The following is a 17495-nucleotide window of genomic DNA, read 5'->3' as shown; positions in this document are numbered from 1 at the left end:
TCCTTTCCCGACGAGTTCTTTATCTCATTTTTTGACTTTATTGGTTGTTGACCTTATATTCGGCCTCGAGGCGGCTGTAGGTGGCATTGCTGGGCTCAGCGGCTCTCAGTTGGTCGAGGGCTTCTTTATAAATCGCCGGTTCGATAAAGCGGCTGATATCGAGGTCGCTTTGGATGTAGCCGTTCTGCTTCATCGCTTCCCAGAAGGCGGTAAATCGCTTTTTGTCCGGATCGGGTATGCTGTGGATATGCCCGCTGTAGGTCGACTTTTTGATCAATTCCTTGTCAATCTTCACGTAATGGGAGAGGATGTCGACGGTCTCATCGTGATGTTGGGTGTAGAAATCATAAGCGCGAATCAGCGCCTTGTCGAAGCGAACAAAAGCATCCCTTTTGGCTTTTAGGGTTTCTTCCATTGCCACCACCCGGCAACAGACATGACCGGGCATGTAGCTCGACGACCAATCAGCCACTTTCAGACCCTGTTGCTCCGCCATTTCGGAGAAGGGCGCCCAGACGTTCCCCGCGTCTGCGGCGCCTTTTTTGACGGCTTCGATGACAGCGGCGGGCGAATCGAGTTCCATGATCGTCACCTGACTCTTCCAGTCGATGCCGGCTTGAGAGAGCCCGTACCGCCATACGGCGTCGCCTGTGGACATGCGGACCGTGGCGATCCGCTGGCCCACAAACCCCTGGGGTGAGCGAAAGCGGTCGACATTCTCCGGCTTGGCGACGATGCCGTGGCCCTCGCTCTGCATGCCGGCGATGACGACGAAGGGCGTTCCCTTGGCGATGAAAGTCTGCGGCGCCGCCGTTCCGAAAGCGCCCGTATCAAGCTTGCCGCTCTTGATGGCGTTCAACCCTTCGCCGGAGTTAGTGAACTGGAACATCTCCACATCGAGGCCTTCCTGGTCAAAAAAGCCCTTATTCTTGGCGACGAAAAAGAGGACATCGCCCGGCGTCGGCAGGTACCCCACGTTCAGTTTGATCTTGGCGTCGGCCGCCGGCGCGGCGTCCCCCTTGGCGGCTGTTTCCTTTTGCTCCTGGACACCGCATCCCGCCATCGCCAAGGCGGTCACAGCGAGGATCATCGCGCTGGCGATCCCCTTTCGCAGCGCCGGTTTTTGCATCCATTGAGTCGATTGTAACTTTCGAATCCATTGCAACTGCTGAATCCCTTGCTTCAATCGCTTCACTCCCACTTTCTCAGCGCCACATAGCAGGTTATTCATCCCGCTCCAGCAGACGCTTGTAGTAAAATCCGGACGTATACAGTGCGGCCGCTGGATTGTGCCCCAGCACCCGGTCTTTCGTGATCAAGGTGGTCACCGGCGCCTTGGAGTACTTGATGAACAAGGAATCATGGCCGACACAAAGGCCGTTGATTACGTTCAGATCGGTCTGCTCCTGGTTGAGCAGTTCCGCTTGCAGTACGGGGTTGCAGAGGGACTCGTGGCATCCCTTCTGGATCTTCAATTCCTCCGGCACGCCGACATCGGTCTTGTCGACAGCGCCTACCTTGCAGAGGACGCTGTAGCCGGTAAGCCCCTTGGCCTCAAGGATCTTGACGAAGGTTTTCGTCTCGTTGATCAGCCCGATGCAGGTGGCGATGCCGATCTTCCTGGCGCCCAAACGCTTGGCGAAGGCGATGATCTCTTCAACCCGGGTCAACTTTCCGTAATAGAGACCTTCGATTTCGGCAGCGACTCGGGCGATGCGGGCTGTTTCCCCGTCTGTACGGTACAACTCGGTAATGCGCTCCATCTGATCCCCCTCGGCGCCGGTGGTCAGGCAGAAACCAGGAAAGTTTTTTTCGCGACGATAGCAGTTCAATACGCCGCAGTCGGAACAACTCAGCTTTTTGCTGTCATCGTTCACAGAACCCACTCCTTTTTCTTGATAAACCCAAAAGACCTATCGCCCTGAAAAGCCTAGACAGTTGACGAAAACCTGATCGAAGTCGCTATAATCAGCCAGTTCGATCACCTCCACGGAAGAGACCAATGCCTCCAGTTCCCGGCGGAGGTCGCCGTTCAGCAAGAGAGACTGCCCGCCCGTTTTCGAGGTGTTGCCAAGAAGCTCAATTTTCCCCTCAAAAGCCTCCGGCAAAAGGCCAATCTGAATCAGGCTGCAGGCTTGCAGGTGGTAGCCGAAAGAACCGGCGATGAAGACGCGGTCTACATCTTCCGGCCGGACGTTCTTGCTGCGCAGCAGCAGTTCGACACCGGCCCGGATGGCCCCTTTCGCCAGTTGGATCTGCCGGATATCCTTTTGGGTCAAAACGATGTCCCCAGCGACGCGAAACACCGGTTTGCCGTCGCGGTTGACCAGACGCTCCCGTAAGGCCTCGGGTATCATCGCGCTGTCCGGCCGGACAAAGCGGCCACGTTTATCGATGACGCCGTGGGCCACCAATTCCCCGGCGATGTCCAAGAGTCCGCTGCCGCAGATGCCGGCTGGCTCAGCGTCCTCGATCGTCTTCACGGTCAGCGCGCCATCGGGATCCACGCGGAAGTGTTCGATGGCGCCTCTGCCGGCGCGCATGCCGTAGGTGATGTTCATCCCCTCGAAGGCCGGTCCGGCTGCCGTCGAGGCGGCAGCCATTTTGCCGTCGACAGCGAGGACCATCTCGCCGTTGGTGCCGATGTCGACGAAAAGGGTCACCCCCGGCAGCTCCGCCAAACCCGCCGCCAGCATCCCGGCGGTGATGTCTGCGCCCACATAGGCCGAGAGGATCGGCGGCAGATAGATGAGCCCGTAAGGGGCCACATCGAGTCCCAACGCCCCGGCGGGCACGTGACTGCCCCCGGTGATGACCGGTGTGTAGGGGTGTTTTCCTAGCGATGCCGGATCGGTGTCCGTCGCCAGATGAAGCATACAGGTATTGCCGCTGAAGATGACCTCAGCGATGTCGCCGCGCTCGACTGCAGCCGCCTCCGTCACTTGGGCGATCAATCGATTGATCTCTCCGATCAGTTCCGAGTGCATGAGTTCACGCCCCGAGGGGTCGGAGGCAAACTTGATGCGCGACAGCACATCCTGTCCATGGAGGCTTTGCGGGTTCAGGGCGGAAGCAGCCGCCAGTTCAGCGCCAGCGCCCATGTGGACGAGGGAAGCCACTAGTGTCGTCGTGCCAATATCGACGACCAATCCGAAGAGGCGGTCTGCCCGGTCTCCCGGCTCCGTAGTCACGAAGGCTCCGCCGGCCAGTACATGGGTCTCGTCCAATACGTCATCATATGCCTTCGAGAAAAAGGGAGCAATCGCGACAGGACGCGCTTGACCATGGCTGATGATTTGCAGCGTTTGTTTCCGGGCTTGCTGAGGGATCTCAACTTCAATGTCACCGGTGACGACAGCCTCACAGGCAAGCACCCAGCCTGCCGCTTCCGCTTCAGGCGTCAGGTGATGGACGCCCCCAGACTGGGCGAAGGGACGGAAGCGCTCCTCCACTTTTACCTTGCACTTGCCGCAGGTTCCGGCGCCGTTACAGGGGGCTTCAATGAGCACGCCGGCCCTTCGCGCCGCCTCAAGGATGGTCGCGCCCGCTTCTATCTGAATGCTTTTCCGGGACGGATGAAAGAGGATCTTCACCTGTCTATCCACGCTGTTCTGTCTCCTTCACCGCCTGGGTCATCGCCTGAAGGACCCCGATGGAGGTGGAGGTGCTCAGACCGCAGGCTGGCGCAATGATATCGATGCCGTCATGGACAAGGCGGCGGGTCTGGTGGGCCACCTTAGCGGCGTCGCCAAACTCCAGCAGATAAGTGCTCAGGTTGCCCATGGTCATCAGTTCGGGATATTCCTCTTTGAGCAGACGAAGGTTGACCATGGCGTCGGTGCTGATCGCGTCCCCATGGATGCGGGGGATCAGGTGTTTCACCGATTTCATGTCACCACAGATGTGAACAATGGCTGCGCCTCCGCGGTTGTGGATCCCGTCGATGACCTTGTTCAGGTAACGCAGGGCATACTCTTCAAATATCTTCGGTCCCAGGATCTCTCCCGTCGCCGTCGGGTCGCCGATGGAGATGACCCGGACGCCGGCGTCGATCAACCCTTCGGCATAGGCGATCAGATGGTCGCTCACATAGTCGATCACGCGGTGGGCATTTTCCCGGTCCTTGCGCAATTCCTTCAGAAACACCATGGGATCGACGATGGAAGCGGCCGTGCTGATCGGACCGGTCAAATTGCCAATGACAGGGATGTCCGGATGGTTGCGGTTTAACCGCCAGGCTGCCTGGATCACCTTCTCGATCCGGCCCGCAGCCGGCAGTTGGCCCGCCTTTTTGAAAGGTACCGCCGAAACGGATGGGTAGGCTTCCTTCTCGATCTTCGGTTCGCAGGCCAAGCTGCCGAAGTGGATGACCGAACCGAACATCTCCGCCTCAACGGTCATGCAAAAGGGGATGCCCAGATTCTCAAAACCGGTATGTTCGTGGATATCATAGGCCAGATCCGCCATCAGCTTGTCGTCGTGATGGGCTTCCGGCAGGGTATGGCCGCTTTGATGCATTACATCGACGATGGCGGCGTTCATCATGCCGCCGGGACAGACGACAGGCGGCCGGTCCGTCTTCTTCCTGCGCAGGACACGGAGCAACCGTTCTTTCGGGCTGATGGAACTCACCTTGTCTCCCCGCCTTCTCTGTAAAATGGTTTAACTGGCCAACCCACTTCCCGCACCGTATCCAGCATCGCATGGATGTTGGCAAAGGGAGTCTCCGTCGGCAAGCTGCATCCGGAAGCGACGATATACCCTTTCGGGCTGTCGTAGGCCTGGGCGATACACTCGAACACCGCTTGGCGGACGTCCTTGGGACGACCTTGCAACATTGTCTCGGAGGGTTTGACATTGCCCATTAAACGGACGCTGTTACCGACCTTCTTCTTTGCCTCCAACAGGTCGGCGTCGTTGTCGATGCTGATGCAGTCGGCGCCAGCTTCGACCATGAGGTCCCAGATGCGATTCGTCTTGCCGCAGATGTGCAAGGTCACCGCCTTCCCACGGGAATGGATGTAGTCGATAAGCCGCTTCAGATAGGGGAAGGAAAACTCCTTGAATTGGCGCGGGCTGATGACTGTGCTCGAGGACATAGCGTCAGTGAGGCTGGGAACGCCGCCAGCGTCGAGGATCGCCTTGGCGTATCGCAGGCTCGTTTCGAAGGAAACCTCGCAGAGCCGGTGGACCGCTTCGGGATTGCGCAGGGTCAAGCGGACTACGGTTTCGGCGCCAATCAGGAAGGAAGCGTTGGTGAAGGGGCAGGTCAGCGCCGCCGTGACGGTCACTTCCCTTCCCACCGCCTCCAGGGTGCGCTCCAAGACCTCCAGGTGGTGGGGCAGGTTTCCGTCCCGCGTCGGATCGGCCGGAATGATCCGATCGATCTCGGACACGTCGTTGATGGCCGGCGCTGCCAGATAGGCTGTCTCGTCATCGGGGTAATGGACGGTGGCACCCATCGCTTCGGCCTGGGTGTACAGATCGGTGAAGATCCGGATGATGTCGTAACGGAACAAGCGGTACGCCTCGGTGTGCGCCTCGGCCAGCAACTTGCCGTTGCCGCGAAACTGGGAGATCTTCGCGCCGATGACGCGGGCCGCCGTGTTGCCCACGATGGGCACACAGGGCAAACGGTCGACTGCTTCTCCCCGGTTGTAGGCGGCCAACCGTTCGATGGGGGTCATCGTCTCAAGATCCCAGCGGGGTTTGTAGATCGTTGTTGTCAACTGACCAGCCTCCGGGCAAGTTTTACGGCGTCAGCAGCGTTGGCCGCGTAGCCGTCGGCGCCGATCTGGTCGGCGAAACGCTGGGAGATGGGACCGCCGCCGACGATCACCTTAAAGCGGTTGCGGATCTGCCGCGTTTCCAGTAGTCGGACAACCTCTCCCATGCCTTCCATGGTGGTCGTCATCAAGGTGGAGATGCCGATGATCTGCGCGCCCACCTCATCGGCCCGTTCAACGAATTGCTGGGGCGGCACATCGCGCCCCAGGTCGTGGACCTCAAAACCCGATGTTTCGAGCATGATCTTGACCATGTTCTTGCCGATGTCATGGGTGTCACCTTCGATCACCCCGATGACCACCTTGACCTTCTCCCCTTCGTCGCGCCCTTTCAGGTGGGGCTTGAGCTCCTCCAGGCCAGCGTACATGGCGTCAGAGCACATGAGGATCTCGGGAATGAAGTACTCTTCCTGTTCAAAGAGTTCGCCCGCCCGGGCCATGCCGTTGGCGAGCCCCTGATCGATGGCTTCGTAGGCGTCAATGCCTTCCCGGATCGCCTGACGGCTCGTCTCAACCGCCTTCTCCTCATCCATGTCGAGAACAGCGTCCGACAGATCTTGAAGCAATTTTCTTTTCAACTCCGCCAAAGCGCGAAACCCTCCTTCTTCGTAAGAAAAAAGGCCGGGCAGGGCCGGCGAAATGTTGCTTCGCCTTCCCTGTCCGGCCTCCAGTCTTTCTGGTCAGCCAACTTTAACTGGTGGAATCCTTTTGTACCCTTACACCGCAACCAGCGCTTGTTCGATGTCGGCGATGATGTCGCTCACATCTTCCAGTCCGATGGAGAGGCGGATGAAGTCATCGGTGACACCGGTCTGTTGCTGCTCTTCCGGCGTCAACTGGGAATGGGTCGTCGTGGCCGGGTGGATGGCCAGCGACTTGGCGTCACCCACGTTGGCCAGGTGAGAGAGAAGCTGCAGCTTGTCGATGAAGGCCCGGCCTGCTTCCCGGCCGCCGGCGATGCCGAAGCCGACGATGGCGCCGTAGAGGCCTTCCCGGTGGTATTGTTTGGCGATGTCGTGGGAGCTGTGGTTCTCTAAACCGGGGTAGTTGACCCAGGTGACTTTCGGGTGGTTTTGCAGGAAACGGGCCACTTCCAGGGCGTTTTGGCTGTGCCGCTCCATGCGGATCGGCAGCGTCTCGGCGCCCTGCAAGATCTGGAAGGCATTGAAGGGGCTCAAGGAAGCGCCAAGATCCCGCAGGAGTTGGACGCGGACTTTGATGATATAAGCGATGGGGCCGAAGGTCTCGGCGTATTTCAGCCCATGGTAGCTAGGATCGGGCTCGGTAAATTCGGGGAAGTTGCCGTTGGCCCAGTTGAAGCGGCCCGAATCGACGATGACGCCGCCGATGGAGGTCCCGTGACCACCGATGAACTTGGTCAGGGAGTGAACGACGATGTCGGCGCCGTGTTTGATGGGCTGCACCAAATAGGGCGACGGCAGGGTGTTGTCGACGACGAGCGGCAGGCCCGCTTCATGAGCGATGTCGGCAACCTTTTGGAAGTCGAGGGTGTCCAGCTTGGGGTTGCCCACCGATTCGGCGTAAATCGCTTTGGTCTTCGGCGTGATCGCCTTCCGGAAGTTCTCGGGATCCTTCGGGTCGACGAAGCGGACCGTGACGCCCAGTTTGGGGAATGTGTAGGCAAAGAGGCTGTATGTTCCGCCGTAGAGGCTGTTGGCCGCCACAATCTCGTCGCCGGCGTGGGCGATGTTCAACAGGGCCAACGAGATGGCGGCCTGCCCCGACGAGACGGCGAGGGCGGCCACACCGCCTTCCAGGGCGGCGATGCGCTGTTCTAGCACGTCGGTGGTGGGGTTCATGATACGCGTATAGATGTTGCCGAACTCTTTCAGACCGAAGAGATTGGCGGCGTGATCGGTGTCCTTGAACACGTAGGACGTGGTCTGGTAGATGGGAACGGCCCGGGATCCAGTGGTAGGATCGACGGCCTGACCGGCGTGAAGGGCTTTCGTGAAAAATCCTTTTTCAGCAGCGCTCATCAGAGTAAAACCTCCTGTATATTATTTTAGATTCCATCGCCGTACAGCCCTTCAAGCAGCGGGAAGCGGCGTTTCTCGGTCCGTTCGATCTGAACGATGCGGCCCTTTTGAATGACGATGACCACCTCACCGTAGCGGAGTCCCACCACGGCTTCGATGATCCGCCGGCGCAGACTTGATGGTCCCTGTCCCTGCGACGGCACATCAACCGTTTCCGGGGCTGCCGCTTTGGCGCTCTTTATCCCCTCGTCAGAGTCGAAGCGTATCTTCTCCAGCTTGTTCATCTGGATGATGTGGGCGTCTTGCAGCACCAGCGTCACCGTGCCGAAGATCATAGCGCGAATCTCCTTCTCGATCCGGGCCAACACCTCTTGGGGGATTGACGGAGGTTCCTGGGCGCTCCTGAGTTCGCTTCGTTTTACCACACCTATCCCCCCACCCCAATCTTCACTAATCCGACTTGATTACTTTAATTTAAGGTGAGTATAGGACGTGCAGGAATCAAATGTCAATAGTGTCTTTCCCGCTGTTGATTACATCTCTTGGAAGAGGGGGGTGCTCAGATAACGTTCCCCCGTGTCGGGCAGGACAACGACGATGAGTTTACCAGCGTTTTCCCGCCGCTTGGCAATCTGCAAGGCGGCGTAGGCTGCCGCGCCGGAGGAGATCCCTACGAGAATGCCTTCCTCCCGGGCGATCCGCCGGCTCGTTTCAAAAGCCTCTTCATTGCGAACCTTGTAGATCTCGTCAGCCACCTCCAGGTTCAGCACAGGGGGAACGAAGCCAGGTCCGATGCCTTGAATCTTGTGGGGCCCCGGTTGGCCGCCCGAGAGCACCGGCGAGTCGAAGGGTTCGACGGCGATCACCTGGAGACCGGGCTTGCGCGCCTTCAGCGCTTCTCCCACACCGGTGATGGTGCCGCCGGTGCCGACGCCGCCGACGAGGATATCGATCTTTCCATCCGTGTCGGCCCAGATCTCTTCAGCCGTCGTGGCGCGGTGAATTTTCGGGTTGGCGGGGTTGTTAAACTGCTGGGGAATGAAGGCATTGGGGATCTGGGCGGCCAGTGCCTCGGCCCGGCGCACGGCGCCTTTCATGCCTTCCGTTCCTGGGGTGAGCACCAGTTCGGCACCATAGGCTTTCAGCAGGTTCCGGCGCTCGATGCTGAAGGTCTCCGGCATGGTCAGGATGACTCGGTAGCCGAGGGCAGCCGCCACAAAGGAGAGAGCGATGCCGGTGTTGCCGCTGGTCGGCTCGATGATCACCGAGTCTTTATGGAGCAGCCCTTTTTCCTCGGCGTCTTTGATCATGGCGTAGCCGATGCGGTCTTTGACACTGCCGCCGGGATTGAAGTACTCCAGCTTGGCGACTACATCCGCTTCCACACCTTTGGCGACGCGATTCAACCGCACCAGGGGGGTCTTGCCGATCAGGTCAGTGATATTGTTGGCGATTTTAGCCATGGAAAACATCCTCCTTATCAATTCGTATCAATTTGCGTTACCTTCGTTCACATGGCTGGCGGCGTGTCCGGCAGGAGCCTCAGGCCGCTTAACAAAAACACCCATGAAAGAAACACCTATATATCCAAAGGTTTTTGAAATCCCGTTCATCCTTTACCTCGGCCGGCGTGAACTGCCTCGTAGCCAACAGACCGGGAAATCGAATACCGTCCATACCACTCCCCCTTACCAAGACAAAAAGAGGCCAAGGGCTTCGATTCCATGTTTGGATCGAAGCGCCTCGGCCTCCGGTCTATCCGGTCAGCGTCGGTTAATCCCGAGTTATTTGATTTATATTTATAATATTAAAGACTGGCAGGTTATCTGTCAATGATCATTTTTGTAGGCAGGCAAGTTTTTTTCTGAGAGGACGCTCGCTCCTCTCAGGCCAAGGCCTGGGACAGGTCATAAATCAGATCGTCGACGTTTTCAATCCCGACGGACAATCGCAGTAGACAGTCGGTGACGCCACAGCGTCGGCGGATGTCTTCAGGGATATCGCCGTGGGTCTGGCGGGCTGGAAAGGTGAGCAGCGATTCGACGCCGCCCAGGCTTTCAGCAAAAGCGATCAATCGGATCCGTGACAACACCTCCGGGATTTTTGCGGCATCATGGAGGGTAAAGGAGATCATCGCCCCAGGACCGGAGGCTTGTTGAAAATGAACCTCCCTGCCCGGGTGGTTGTCGAGGCCGAGATAGTAAACCTGATCGACGGCAGGGTGCGCTGCCAGCCAGCGGGCGATGGCGGTCGCATTTTCCTGCGCCCGGTCGAGGCGCAATCCCAAGGTCTTCATGCCGCGCACAAGCAGCCAGGAATCAAAGGGACCGAGGACGGCGCCAGAGGCGTTTTGATAGAAGGCCAATTTTTCGCCGAGGTCCTCTCGGGCCGCTACGGCGAGCCCGGCCACGACATCGTTATGGCCGCCCAGGAACTTGGTGCCGCTGTGGATGACGATGTGAGCGCCCCATTCGATGGGCCGCTGCAGGTAGGGACTCATGAAGGTGTTGTCAACGATCAGCAGGAGGCCCTGTTCGTCGCAAATCCGCCGAATCTCTCGCAGGTCCGTGATCTTCATCGTCGGGTTGGTGGGCGTCTCGATCAAGATGGCCTTTGTGCGCGACGTGACGGCGGTTCTCACCTGTTCAGGGTCGCTCGTATCTACATAATCGGCCGTGAGACCCCAGGGACGATAGACCTGCTCCAGCAGCCGGTAGGTCCCGCCATACAAGTCTTCACAAAGGATCAAGTGGTCGCCAGAGCCGAAAAGGGAGAGGACAGCGGTGATCGCCGCCAAACCAGAAGCGAAAGCCAGACCGCGCCGGCCACCTTCGAGGCGGGCGATCAGTTCTTCCAGGACCTGCCGCGTCGGATTGCCAGAGCGGCTGTAGTCAAAGCCGGTGCTTTCCCCTAAAGCCGGGTGTCGGAAGGTCGCGCTCTGGTAGATGGGAAAACTGACAGCGCCAGTGCCGGCATCTTTACCGTTGCCTCCTTGGGCTAACAGTGAATCGATATGCATGTCAGAACCTCTCCTTAATAACCTGATTAATGATTCATTTTCAATCTCATTTCGAGCTTTTCGCCCATTTTTTCTTGGGGCTTGTTCCGATAGCCACGCAAAAACGGCCTCCTCTGAAAGAGAAGACCGTCATCAGCCGCACGGCATGTCTTATCTTTCAGGGTTTCCCCTGCAGGAATTGGCACCATGCAGGCATGCCTGCTGGTTGCCGGGCTTCATCGGGCCAGTCCCTCCACCAACTCTTGATAAGAGCATCATATTCGATTTTTCCAGTGTGAACCGGATTGACTATACATTAACAGGAAGAATAGCCAGGCGTCAAGGGTTTTTTCGCCAGTTGAACAAATACTTTTCTTTGCGAAAAACCTCCCTTTCCTTGACAGGATTCCCCACCGCTTCTATCATGGAGTCTAGTAAATATAAGATATTCCGACTTAGATAGTTGGTTTTGCAGCAAGGAGTGTGGTATCGATGGAACGGATCGCCCAGGATGTGACCGCGTTGATCGGAAATACGCCGATGGTCCGACTGCGCCGGATTCTCAGCGCCGCCAATGACGGTGATGCTGCGGCAGAGATCATCGCCAAGCTGGAGTACTTCAACCCCGGCGGCAGCGTCAAGGACCGCATCGGCCTGAACATGATCATGGATGCTGAAGAACGGGGCCTGTTGAAACCGGGCGCCGTCATCGTCGAACCGACGAGCGGCAACACAGGCGTCGCCTTGGCCATGGTGGCTGCTGTTCGCGGCTACCGGCTCATCCTGACCATGCCGGAGACGATGAGCGTCGAGCGACGCAACCTTCTCAAGGCCTTTGGCGCCGAACTGGTCCTCACCCCAGGCGCCGAGGGGATGCGCGGCGCCGTCCAACGGGCGGAGCAGATCGTCCAGGAGACTCCCGGCGCAATCATGCCCCAACAGTTCGCCAACCCGGCCAATCCGGCCATTCACGAGGTGACCACCGGCGAGGAGATCTGGCGGGACACCGATGGCCGGGTCGACATCTTCATTGCCGGCGTCGGCACCGGCGGCACGATCACGGGAACGGCCAAAACGCTGAAACAGAGAAACCCTAACCTCCAGGTCATCGCTGTCGAGCCGGCCGGATCGCCCGTCTTGTCGGGCGGCAAGCCGGGACCCCACGGGATTCAGGGCATTGGCGCCGGCTTCATTCCTGATGTTTATGAGAAGGGGTTGATCGACGAAGTCCTGCAGGTCGTCGATGGGGACGCCCTCGCCACCAGCCGCCGCTTGGCCCGGGAGGAAGGTCTGCTCGTAGGCATCTCGGCTGGCGCCGCCGCCTTCGCCGCCATCGAAGCGGCGAAACGACCGGAGAACGCTGGAAAACGCATCGTTGTACTCCTTCCCGATACAGGAGAGCGCTATCTGAGCACCAGCCTGTTTTATGAAGGGTAAAATCGCCTTTTTCCGTTGACTTTAGGGCCAGGCTCCCCTTATTGTAGGAGAGGAATCTGATTGGTTGGGGGCAATGCCATGGAAAACTTGTATCTCATCGCCGTCATTCTCGGCATCGTGGAAGGTCTTACCGAATTCATCCCCGTGTCGTCGACAGGGCACATGATCCTCGTCGGCAGCCTCCTTGGCTTTGAAGGAGATAAGGCGGCCACTTTCGAGGTCTTTATCCAGTTAGGCGCCATCCTGGCGGTGCTCGTCCTCTACCGGGACCGCTTCTTGAACCTGATCCTGAACCTCTTCGCCGACGGCATCCGATTTGATGACCGTGGTTTCAACGTCTGGCATGTGGCTATCGCCATGGCGCCGGCTTGCCTCTTCGGCTTCCTCTTTCATAAGTCGATTAAGACCTATCTCTTTTCCGATAAGACGGTCGTCATCGGCCTCGTCCTGGGCGGCCTCCTCATGCTGGCTGCCGCCTGGTGGCGCGGTCCCCGTCGCCCCATTGACGATCTCGAACGGATTAACTACCGCCAGGCGCTCTTTGTCGGCCTTATCCAGTGCCTCTCCCTATGGCCCGGTTTTTCCCGCTCCGGCGCCACCATCGCCGGCGGGATGCTGGCCGGGATGACCTCAGCGGTGGCCGCCGAGTTCTCCTTCATCGTCGCTGTGCCGATGATGGCCGTGGCCACCGGCTACGACATGTTGAAGTCCTATCAATACCTCGAATCGACTGACCTGCCCCTCTTTGCCCTGGGCTTTGTCGTCTCCTTCGTCGTCGCCTGGGCGGCAATCGTCTGGTTCCTGAAGCTGTTGCAGCGGATCGGCTTGGCGCCCTTCGCCTACTACCGCTTCCTCGTGGCGCTGCTCTACACGGTTCTGGTGATTCTGTAACTGCCGCACACATCAGTTCACTGTTACAGAGAAGCATGCGAAAAACATAAAATGGAAAAAGGGCCTCGCCACATCCTCTGCGGCAGGCCCTTTTAATTTTTCTCGCTTAGCATTACCCTGTGACTTTTCCAGCAATCCAGTTATCCCTCAGCCATCATCTTTTGAGATTTCCGGAATCGTGTCGATCTCTTGAAGCCCGCTGATGCCGTCAAACTCCTGGATCTCATCGACAGACTCCGGGTCGCCTTCACCGGAATTCTGCAAGCCCCGCTTGGCATCGACATTGGCATTCGTTAGCCCCGTCTTCTCGTTGGGGGATTGGGGACGCAACGGCATGGCTCTCCAACCTCCTTTGTCTTCAGAGGTTAGTATCACCTTCCGTGAGGTTCCTATCACTTCATCACTTCTTCGCTTTGCTGATCAAGCGGTTCAAACGCTGAAGGACTTCCTCGGAGCTTTTCTCCAAGGCAGCGAGCATCTGCTGGGCTGCATCAAGTTGACCGGCGCGGAAAGCGTCGGCCGCTTTTTGAGCAAACTCGTGGACACGGGCGTGAGGACCGTCGAGAGCGACAAAGTCAGGGTCTTGTTTGAAGGGGTTGTCGGCGCCGAAATACCATTTGCCCAAGCGGCAGTGGTGGTGAGAGGTCACTTCCTCCGGGTTGACCTGTTCATAGCCTTTGAGCATGTTCTGGATGCGGATCTTCCAGAGCAGGTGGTCTGACTTTGCCTTTTCCAGAAGTTCAGCGGCGCTCAGGGCGGTGCGAATGTCGGGCAACCGGAACTTCTGCACCGATCCGGCCAGTTCGACAGCCATGGCGCTCGTCTCTTCTGTCGCTGCGGCGATCGTCTCCATACTGGCCGATGTCTCCTCTGTCGCCGCCGCCACCGTCTCCGCCCGCTCGGCTGTCGCTTCAATGACGGATGCGATGGAATCGATGAGACGGACGATGCGGTCGGAACTGGCCACTTCCTCATTGGTCAAGGTGACGATGCCCGCGATGGCTTTTTCCGTCCCTTGAACAGCCTGGAGGATCAGTTGCAAGGCCTCACCGGCCTCTTTGACGACGGCAGCGCCTCGTTCGGCCTCGCTGTGGCTCTGCTGGGTGGCGGTGACAGCGGCGGCAGCGCTCTCCAGCACCTTGCCCACCAGTTCGGCCACCTCACTGGCGCCGCGGTTCGATTCCTCGGCCAGCTTGCGCACCTCATCAGCGACGACGGCAAAGCCGCGGCCGGCATCACCGGCGCGGGCCGCTTCGATGGCCGCGTTGAGCGCCAGCAGGTTGGTCTGGGCAGCAATGGCCGTGATCGTCTCAGTCATTCGGTTGATCTCGCGGGAGTACCGGTCCAGGGCGGCCATCATCGCTTCCGCCTCGTTGGTTTTATCCTTGATCGTCAGCATGTGTTCGATGGACTTGGCGACCGTCTCCCGCCCCCGCTCGGCCGTGGAGAGGGTCTGCCGGGAGTTGTCGGCAGCCGTGGCTGCCTGGTTCTTGGCCAACTGGATCAAGGAAGACAGTTCGAGCAACACTTCTGACGCCTCAAGGGCTGCCAGGTTCCCTTTATCGGCGTTGTTCGCCACCTCTTGCATGTTGCGAGCCACATCTTGAACGGCGCCTGTCACCTGCTGGGTCGAAGCGGCCATCTCTTCGGCGCCGGCGGCCATCTCCTCAGCCGACTTGCGCACCATGGAGACGATTTCCGCCTGACGGCGGATCATCAGGTTGAAGCCGGCCACCGACTGACCGATCTCATCGGTCGAGTGGACAGCACCATGGACCGTCAAGTCACCAGCGCCCGCCCGAGCCATGAGGTCCTGAAGTTCAACCAGCGGACGCCCCAATCGGCGGGCAAACCAGATGCCGACGAAACCGGCGAGCAGCAGCACGGCCAGGGAGGAAAGAAAGATCCGCCCGGCGATCGACTGCTTCACTTCCTGCAAAGCCGACTTCTCCTTCGCTGTCCCTACAATGCCGATGACGTTGCCGTCGGCGCCGATCAGCGGCGCGTAGCCGGTCATGTAATCACCGTCCAACCCTTTGTTGAGGCCGATATAGGGCTTCCGTTCGTTAAATATGCTTTGGATGATGTTCTCTGCCGTGATCTGGCTGCCTGTGATCCGCTGTCCCCCTTTGTCGACGATGGACGTGGCTACCCGCTCCCGGTCAAGGAAGAGGCTGAAGTCGGCGTCAAACATCTCCTTCGCCTCATCGACGATATCATTTTTGCTGACCACATAGCCTGTCGAGAGAACCCCGATCAGCCGCCCCTGGTCAAAGATCGGCGCGCCAGCGCGGATAGACAGGCGCACTACTTTGCCCTGCTCAATGCCGGAAAAAGTCTTGCCTTCGAGGGCGCGGGCAACGTTGACCTGATTGGCGATGTTGTCATCGGCTTTGGGAACCTTGTCCGGCTCATGGGTCCTAATGATGGCGTTCCCTGAAGCGTCTGTGATCACCAGATAATCGAGGTTTCCTTTTTTCATCATCGGCGTTGTCGCTTGCAGCAACGCGGAAAAATCATGAGCCTTTGTCCCTGCGATGATGGCAGGATGGGAAGCCAGGTTGGCGGCATGGGCCGAGGCCTGGGTCTTATATTTTTCGAGCAGGCTGTTGAAGCCGACCAGGTTTTTCTCGGTCTGCCGGGCAAAGTTCCCTTCGAAAGCATCACTCGTCGTCTGTAAGGAAAAAAGGGCCACCACCGTCGTTGTAACCAGCAGAACACCGACGATGACGAGAATCAGTTTGGCCTGGATACTGCGAAAGAACCGCAACAGGCACCGCCTCCTCAAAAACTGCTGTCGAGCACCCTGTTTCGCTGTTAAATAAGTATAGATATGATTGAGAAAAAGTTTGCTTTGAATTAGTTTCTATCTTACCTCCCTTCCGCATGAGTGGCAACGCATAAATGATCGATCTGATAAAGAAAAACCCCTGGAACACTCCAGAGGAGGCGAACCAGGGGAAGTGGGTGATTATGGAAATGAATGTGTGTGGATACCTGGGTAGATAAAAACCAGGAAGCTTTCAGGGCTGTTCACGAATGGGTCACATAAAGCCCCAGATCCTGAAGCATCTGAATATCCTCAGCCACCGTCCGACCGCTCGTCGTCAGGTAACTGCCAACCAGTGCAGCGTCGGCGCCAGCCATGAAACAGAGGGATTGCAGGTTGCGCAGCGCCCCTTCCCGTCCCCCGGCCATGCGGATGCGGGCCGAAGGCAGGATCAGGCGGTAAAGAGCGACCGACTTGAGCGTCTCCAACGGGGCAATGACTAGCTGCTTTTCCATGGGCGTCCCGGCGATGGGGTTGAGGATATTGATCGGCGCCGACTGTACGCCCAGTTCCCGCAGTTCAAAAGCCATGTCGATGCGGTCCTCGATCGTCTCTCCCATGGAAAAGATGCCCCCTGAGCAGACAGCCATACCGGCCGCCTGCGCGGCCCGGATGGTGGCGATCCGTTCATCATAGCTGTGGGTGGTGCAGATCTGCGGGAAATAGCGGCGAGACGTCTCCAAGTTGTGGTGGTACATGGTGACACCCTTTGTGGCTAGCCGGCGCAGTTGAGCCTCATTCAGGATGCCCAGAGAAGCGCAAAGGCCGAGCTTCGTTTCCCGGCGAAGTCTCTCGTAGATGGCAAGCACCGGTTCCAATTCGGCATCAGCCATCCCCCGCCCGCTGGTGACGAGGGAAAAGCGGTGAGCGCCTTCCGCCTCCATCGTCTTTGCCCGGGCAACAATGGTGTCAGGGTCCATCAGATCATAGGTTTCTACGCAAGCCTGATGGTGGGCCGACTGGGCGCAAAAGCGGCAATCTTCGGAACAGGCGCCCGATTTGGCGTTGACGATGGAACAGAGATCCACATTTCCGGCGGCAAAGCGGTCCCGCACACGACGGGCCAAGTCCATAAGGGCGTATATCTCATTGCCTTCGATCTCGGCGAGTCGAAGGGCGGCGTCTCGGTCTAAAGGTTTGCCGTCGAAAAGGGTTGCTTCCGCTTCCTTAATGATGGCTTGCAAGGTGTCATCGTCCTTTCGGTCTTGCTTGTTTGTTGCACTTTCTCTTCCTTGTCTCGGGTCTCGTGGAGTCATTTATGGAGACCTGTCTCCATCAGCGCCAAATTGTAAACTTGCTTTCAGTGATTTAGTTGACATTAAGATTATACTGCGCCTCTCCTTGCCTGTCCATCCCCAGCTTTCATCGCTCCTTCTCCCTTGCGCGCTTCGGTCGTCATCTTTCGTTTATCCGCCTTCCGCCAGAGCCGCTTATTTCTTCTTCGAAGGTGGGTATCTGCCAAAGACCCCTTTTTCCACTACTTGCATCATGCAATATTTCTTGTTACCCTTGATCTAGATACCGCATACGCGCTATACTATCGGATCTTCGCT

The 17495-nt window shown here is 58.2% G+C and carries 15 protein-coding genes and 1 riboswitch; of the genes, 2 read left to right on the top strand and 13 right to left on the bottom strand.

Translation table 11 applies throughout. The features are described 5' to 3' along the window. Positions 1-37: 37 nt before the first annotated feature. The 10 genes from AC0CW1_RS15020 to AC0CW1_RS14975 all read right to left on the bottom strand — a co-directional run bounded on the left by AC0CW1_RS15020 (position 38) and on the right by AC0CW1_RS14975 (position 10805). Positions 38-1186: an ABC transporter substrate-binding protein gene (locus tag AC0CW1_RS15020; RefSeq protein ID WP_488183810.1), complete on the bottom strand. Its 1149-nt coding sequence runs from the start codon at positions 1184-1186 to the stop codon at positions 38-40. 37 nt (positions 1187-1223) lie between these two features. Next, positions 1224-1877: a DUF1847 domain-containing protein gene (locus AC0CW1_RS15015; RefSeq protein WP_488183809.1), complete on the bottom strand. Its 654-nt coding sequence runs from the start codon at positions 1875-1877 to the stop codon at positions 1224-1226. Positions 1878-1913: 36 nt separating this feature from the next. Then, complete coding sequence (locus tag AC0CW1_RS15010) at positions 1914-3605, bottom strand: ASKHA domain-containing protein (RefSeq protein ID WP_488183808.1); 1692 nt, start codon at positions 3603-3605, stop codon at positions 1914-1916. Then, positions 3598-4632 (bottom strand): uroporphyrinogen decarboxylase family protein, encoded by a 1035-nt coding sequence (locus tag AC0CW1_RS15005; protein WP_488183807.1) that lies wholly within the window; start codon positions 4630-4632, stop codon positions 3598-3600. The genes AC0CW1_RS15010 and AC0CW1_RS15005 overlap by 8 nt, the downstream gene beginning before the upstream one ends. After that, positions 4629-5729, bottom strand: coding sequence for a uroporphyrinogen decarboxylase family protein (locus AC0CW1_RS15000; protein WP_488183806.1), 1101 nt, complete (start codon positions 5727-5729; stop codon positions 4629-4631). Before AC0CW1_RS15000 ends, AC0CW1_RS15005 begins: the two co-directional genes overlap by 4 nt. Continuing rightward, positions 5726-6373, bottom strand: coding sequence for a corrinoid protein (locus tag AC0CW1_RS14995; RefSeq protein ID WP_488183805.1), 648 nt, complete (start codon positions 6371-6373; stop codon positions 5726-5728). Before AC0CW1_RS14995 ends, AC0CW1_RS15000 begins: the two co-directional genes overlap by 4 nt. Positions 6374-6502: 129 nt before the next feature. Further along, positions 6503-7786 (bottom strand): homocysteine synthase, encoded by a 1284-nt coding sequence (locus AC0CW1_RS14990; protein WP_488183804.1) that lies wholly within the window; start codon positions 7784-7786, stop codon positions 6503-6505. 26 nt (positions 7787-7812) lie between these two features. Beyond that, positions 7813-8211 carry a DUF2292 domain-containing protein gene (locus AC0CW1_RS14985; RefSeq protein WP_488183803.1) on the bottom strand — a complete coding sequence of 133 codons (399 nt, stop codon included), beginning with the start codon at positions 8209-8211 and terminating at the stop codon, positions 7813-7815. Positions 8212-8319: 108 nt separating this feature from the next. Continuing rightward, a complete protein-coding gene (gene cysK / locus AC0CW1_RS14980) occupies positions 8320-9249 on the bottom strand; it encodes a cysteine synthase A (RefSeq protein WP_488183802.1) in 930 nt (309 codons plus the stop codon). 422 nt (positions 9250-9671) lie between these two features. Next, positions 9672-10805: a trans-sulfuration enzyme family protein gene (locus AC0CW1_RS14975; protein WP_488183801.1), complete on the bottom strand. Its 1134-nt coding sequence runs from the start codon at positions 10803-10805 to the stop codon at positions 9672-9674. A gap of 147 nt (positions 10806-10952) precedes the next feature. Continuing rightward, positions 10953-11057: riboswitch (SAM riboswitch) on the bottom strand. Between the two features lie 219 nt (positions 11058-11276). Here AC0CW1_RS14975 and cysK (AC0CW1_RS14970) point away from each other — a divergent pair. Together cysK (AC0CW1_RS14970) and AC0CW1_RS14965 are read left to right on the top strand one after the other, a co-directional pair. Beyond that, on the top strand, positions 11277-12221 hold the full coding sequence (gene cysK / locus AC0CW1_RS14970; protein WP_488183800.1) for a cysteine synthase A: 945 nt from the start codon (positions 11277-11279) through the stop codon (positions 12219-12221). Between the two features lie 78 nt (positions 12222-12299). Continuing rightward, complete coding sequence (locus tag AC0CW1_RS14965) at positions 12300-13112, top strand: undecaprenyl-diphosphate phosphatase (protein WP_488183799.1); 813 nt, start codon at positions 12300-12302, stop codon at positions 13110-13112. A gap of 147 nt (positions 13113-13259) precedes the next feature. Here AC0CW1_RS14965 and AC0CW1_RS14960 read toward each other — a convergent pair whose 3' ends face one another. The 3 genes from AC0CW1_RS14960 to bioB form a co-directional block, all read right to left on the bottom strand. Further along, complete coding sequence (locus AC0CW1_RS14960; RefSeq protein WP_488183798.1) at positions 13260-13448, bottom strand: hypothetical protein; 189 nt, start codon at positions 13446-13448, stop codon at positions 13260-13262. A gap of 64 nt (positions 13449-13512) precedes the next feature. Next, on the bottom strand, positions 13513-15882 hold the full coding sequence (locus AC0CW1_RS14955; protein WP_488183797.1) for a methyl-accepting chemotaxis protein: 2370 nt from the start codon (positions 15880-15882) through the stop codon (positions 13513-13515). 263 nt (positions 15883-16145) lie between these two features. After that, positions 16146-17126 carry a biotin synthase BioB gene (gene bioB, locus AC0CW1_RS14950; RefSeq protein WP_488183796.1) on the bottom strand — a complete coding sequence of 327 codons (981 nt, stop codon included), beginning with the start codon at positions 17124-17126 and terminating at the stop codon, positions 16146-16148. Positions 17127-17495: the final 369 nt, after the last annotated feature.

The sequence above is a fragment of the Heliomicrobium sulfidophilum genome, assembly GCF_057715735.1.
This window is presented reverse-complemented; position numbering and strand designations above follow the sequence as displayed.

What these genes read in the sequence shown, in the direction of transcription:
- AC0CW1_RS14990 (WP_488183804.1), bottom strand. Translation starts at nt 7,786, where the DNA reads ATGAGCGCTGCTGAAAAAGGATTTTTCACGAAAGCCCTTCACGCCGGT.
- cysK (WP_488183802.1), bottom strand. Translation starts at nt 9,249, where the DNA reads ATGGCTAAAATCGCCAACAATATCACTGACCTGATCGGCAAGACCCCC.
- AC0CW1_RS14975 (WP_488183801.1), bottom strand. Translation starts at nt 10,805, where the DNA reads ATGCATATCGATTCACTGTTAGCCCAAGGAGGCAACGGTAAAGATGCC.
- cysK (WP_488183800.1), top strand. Translation starts at nt 11,277, where the DNA reads ATGGAACGGATCGCCCAGGATGTGACCGCGTTGATCGGAAATACGCCG.
- AC0CW1_RS14965 (WP_488183799.1), top strand. Translation starts at nt 12,300, where the DNA reads ATGGAAAACTTGTATCTCATCGCCGTCATTCTCGGCATCGTGGAAGGT.
- AC0CW1_RS14960 (WP_488183798.1), bottom strand. Translation starts at nt 13,448, where the DNA reads ATGCCGTTGCGTCCCCAATCCCCCAACGAGAAGACGGGGCTAACGAAT.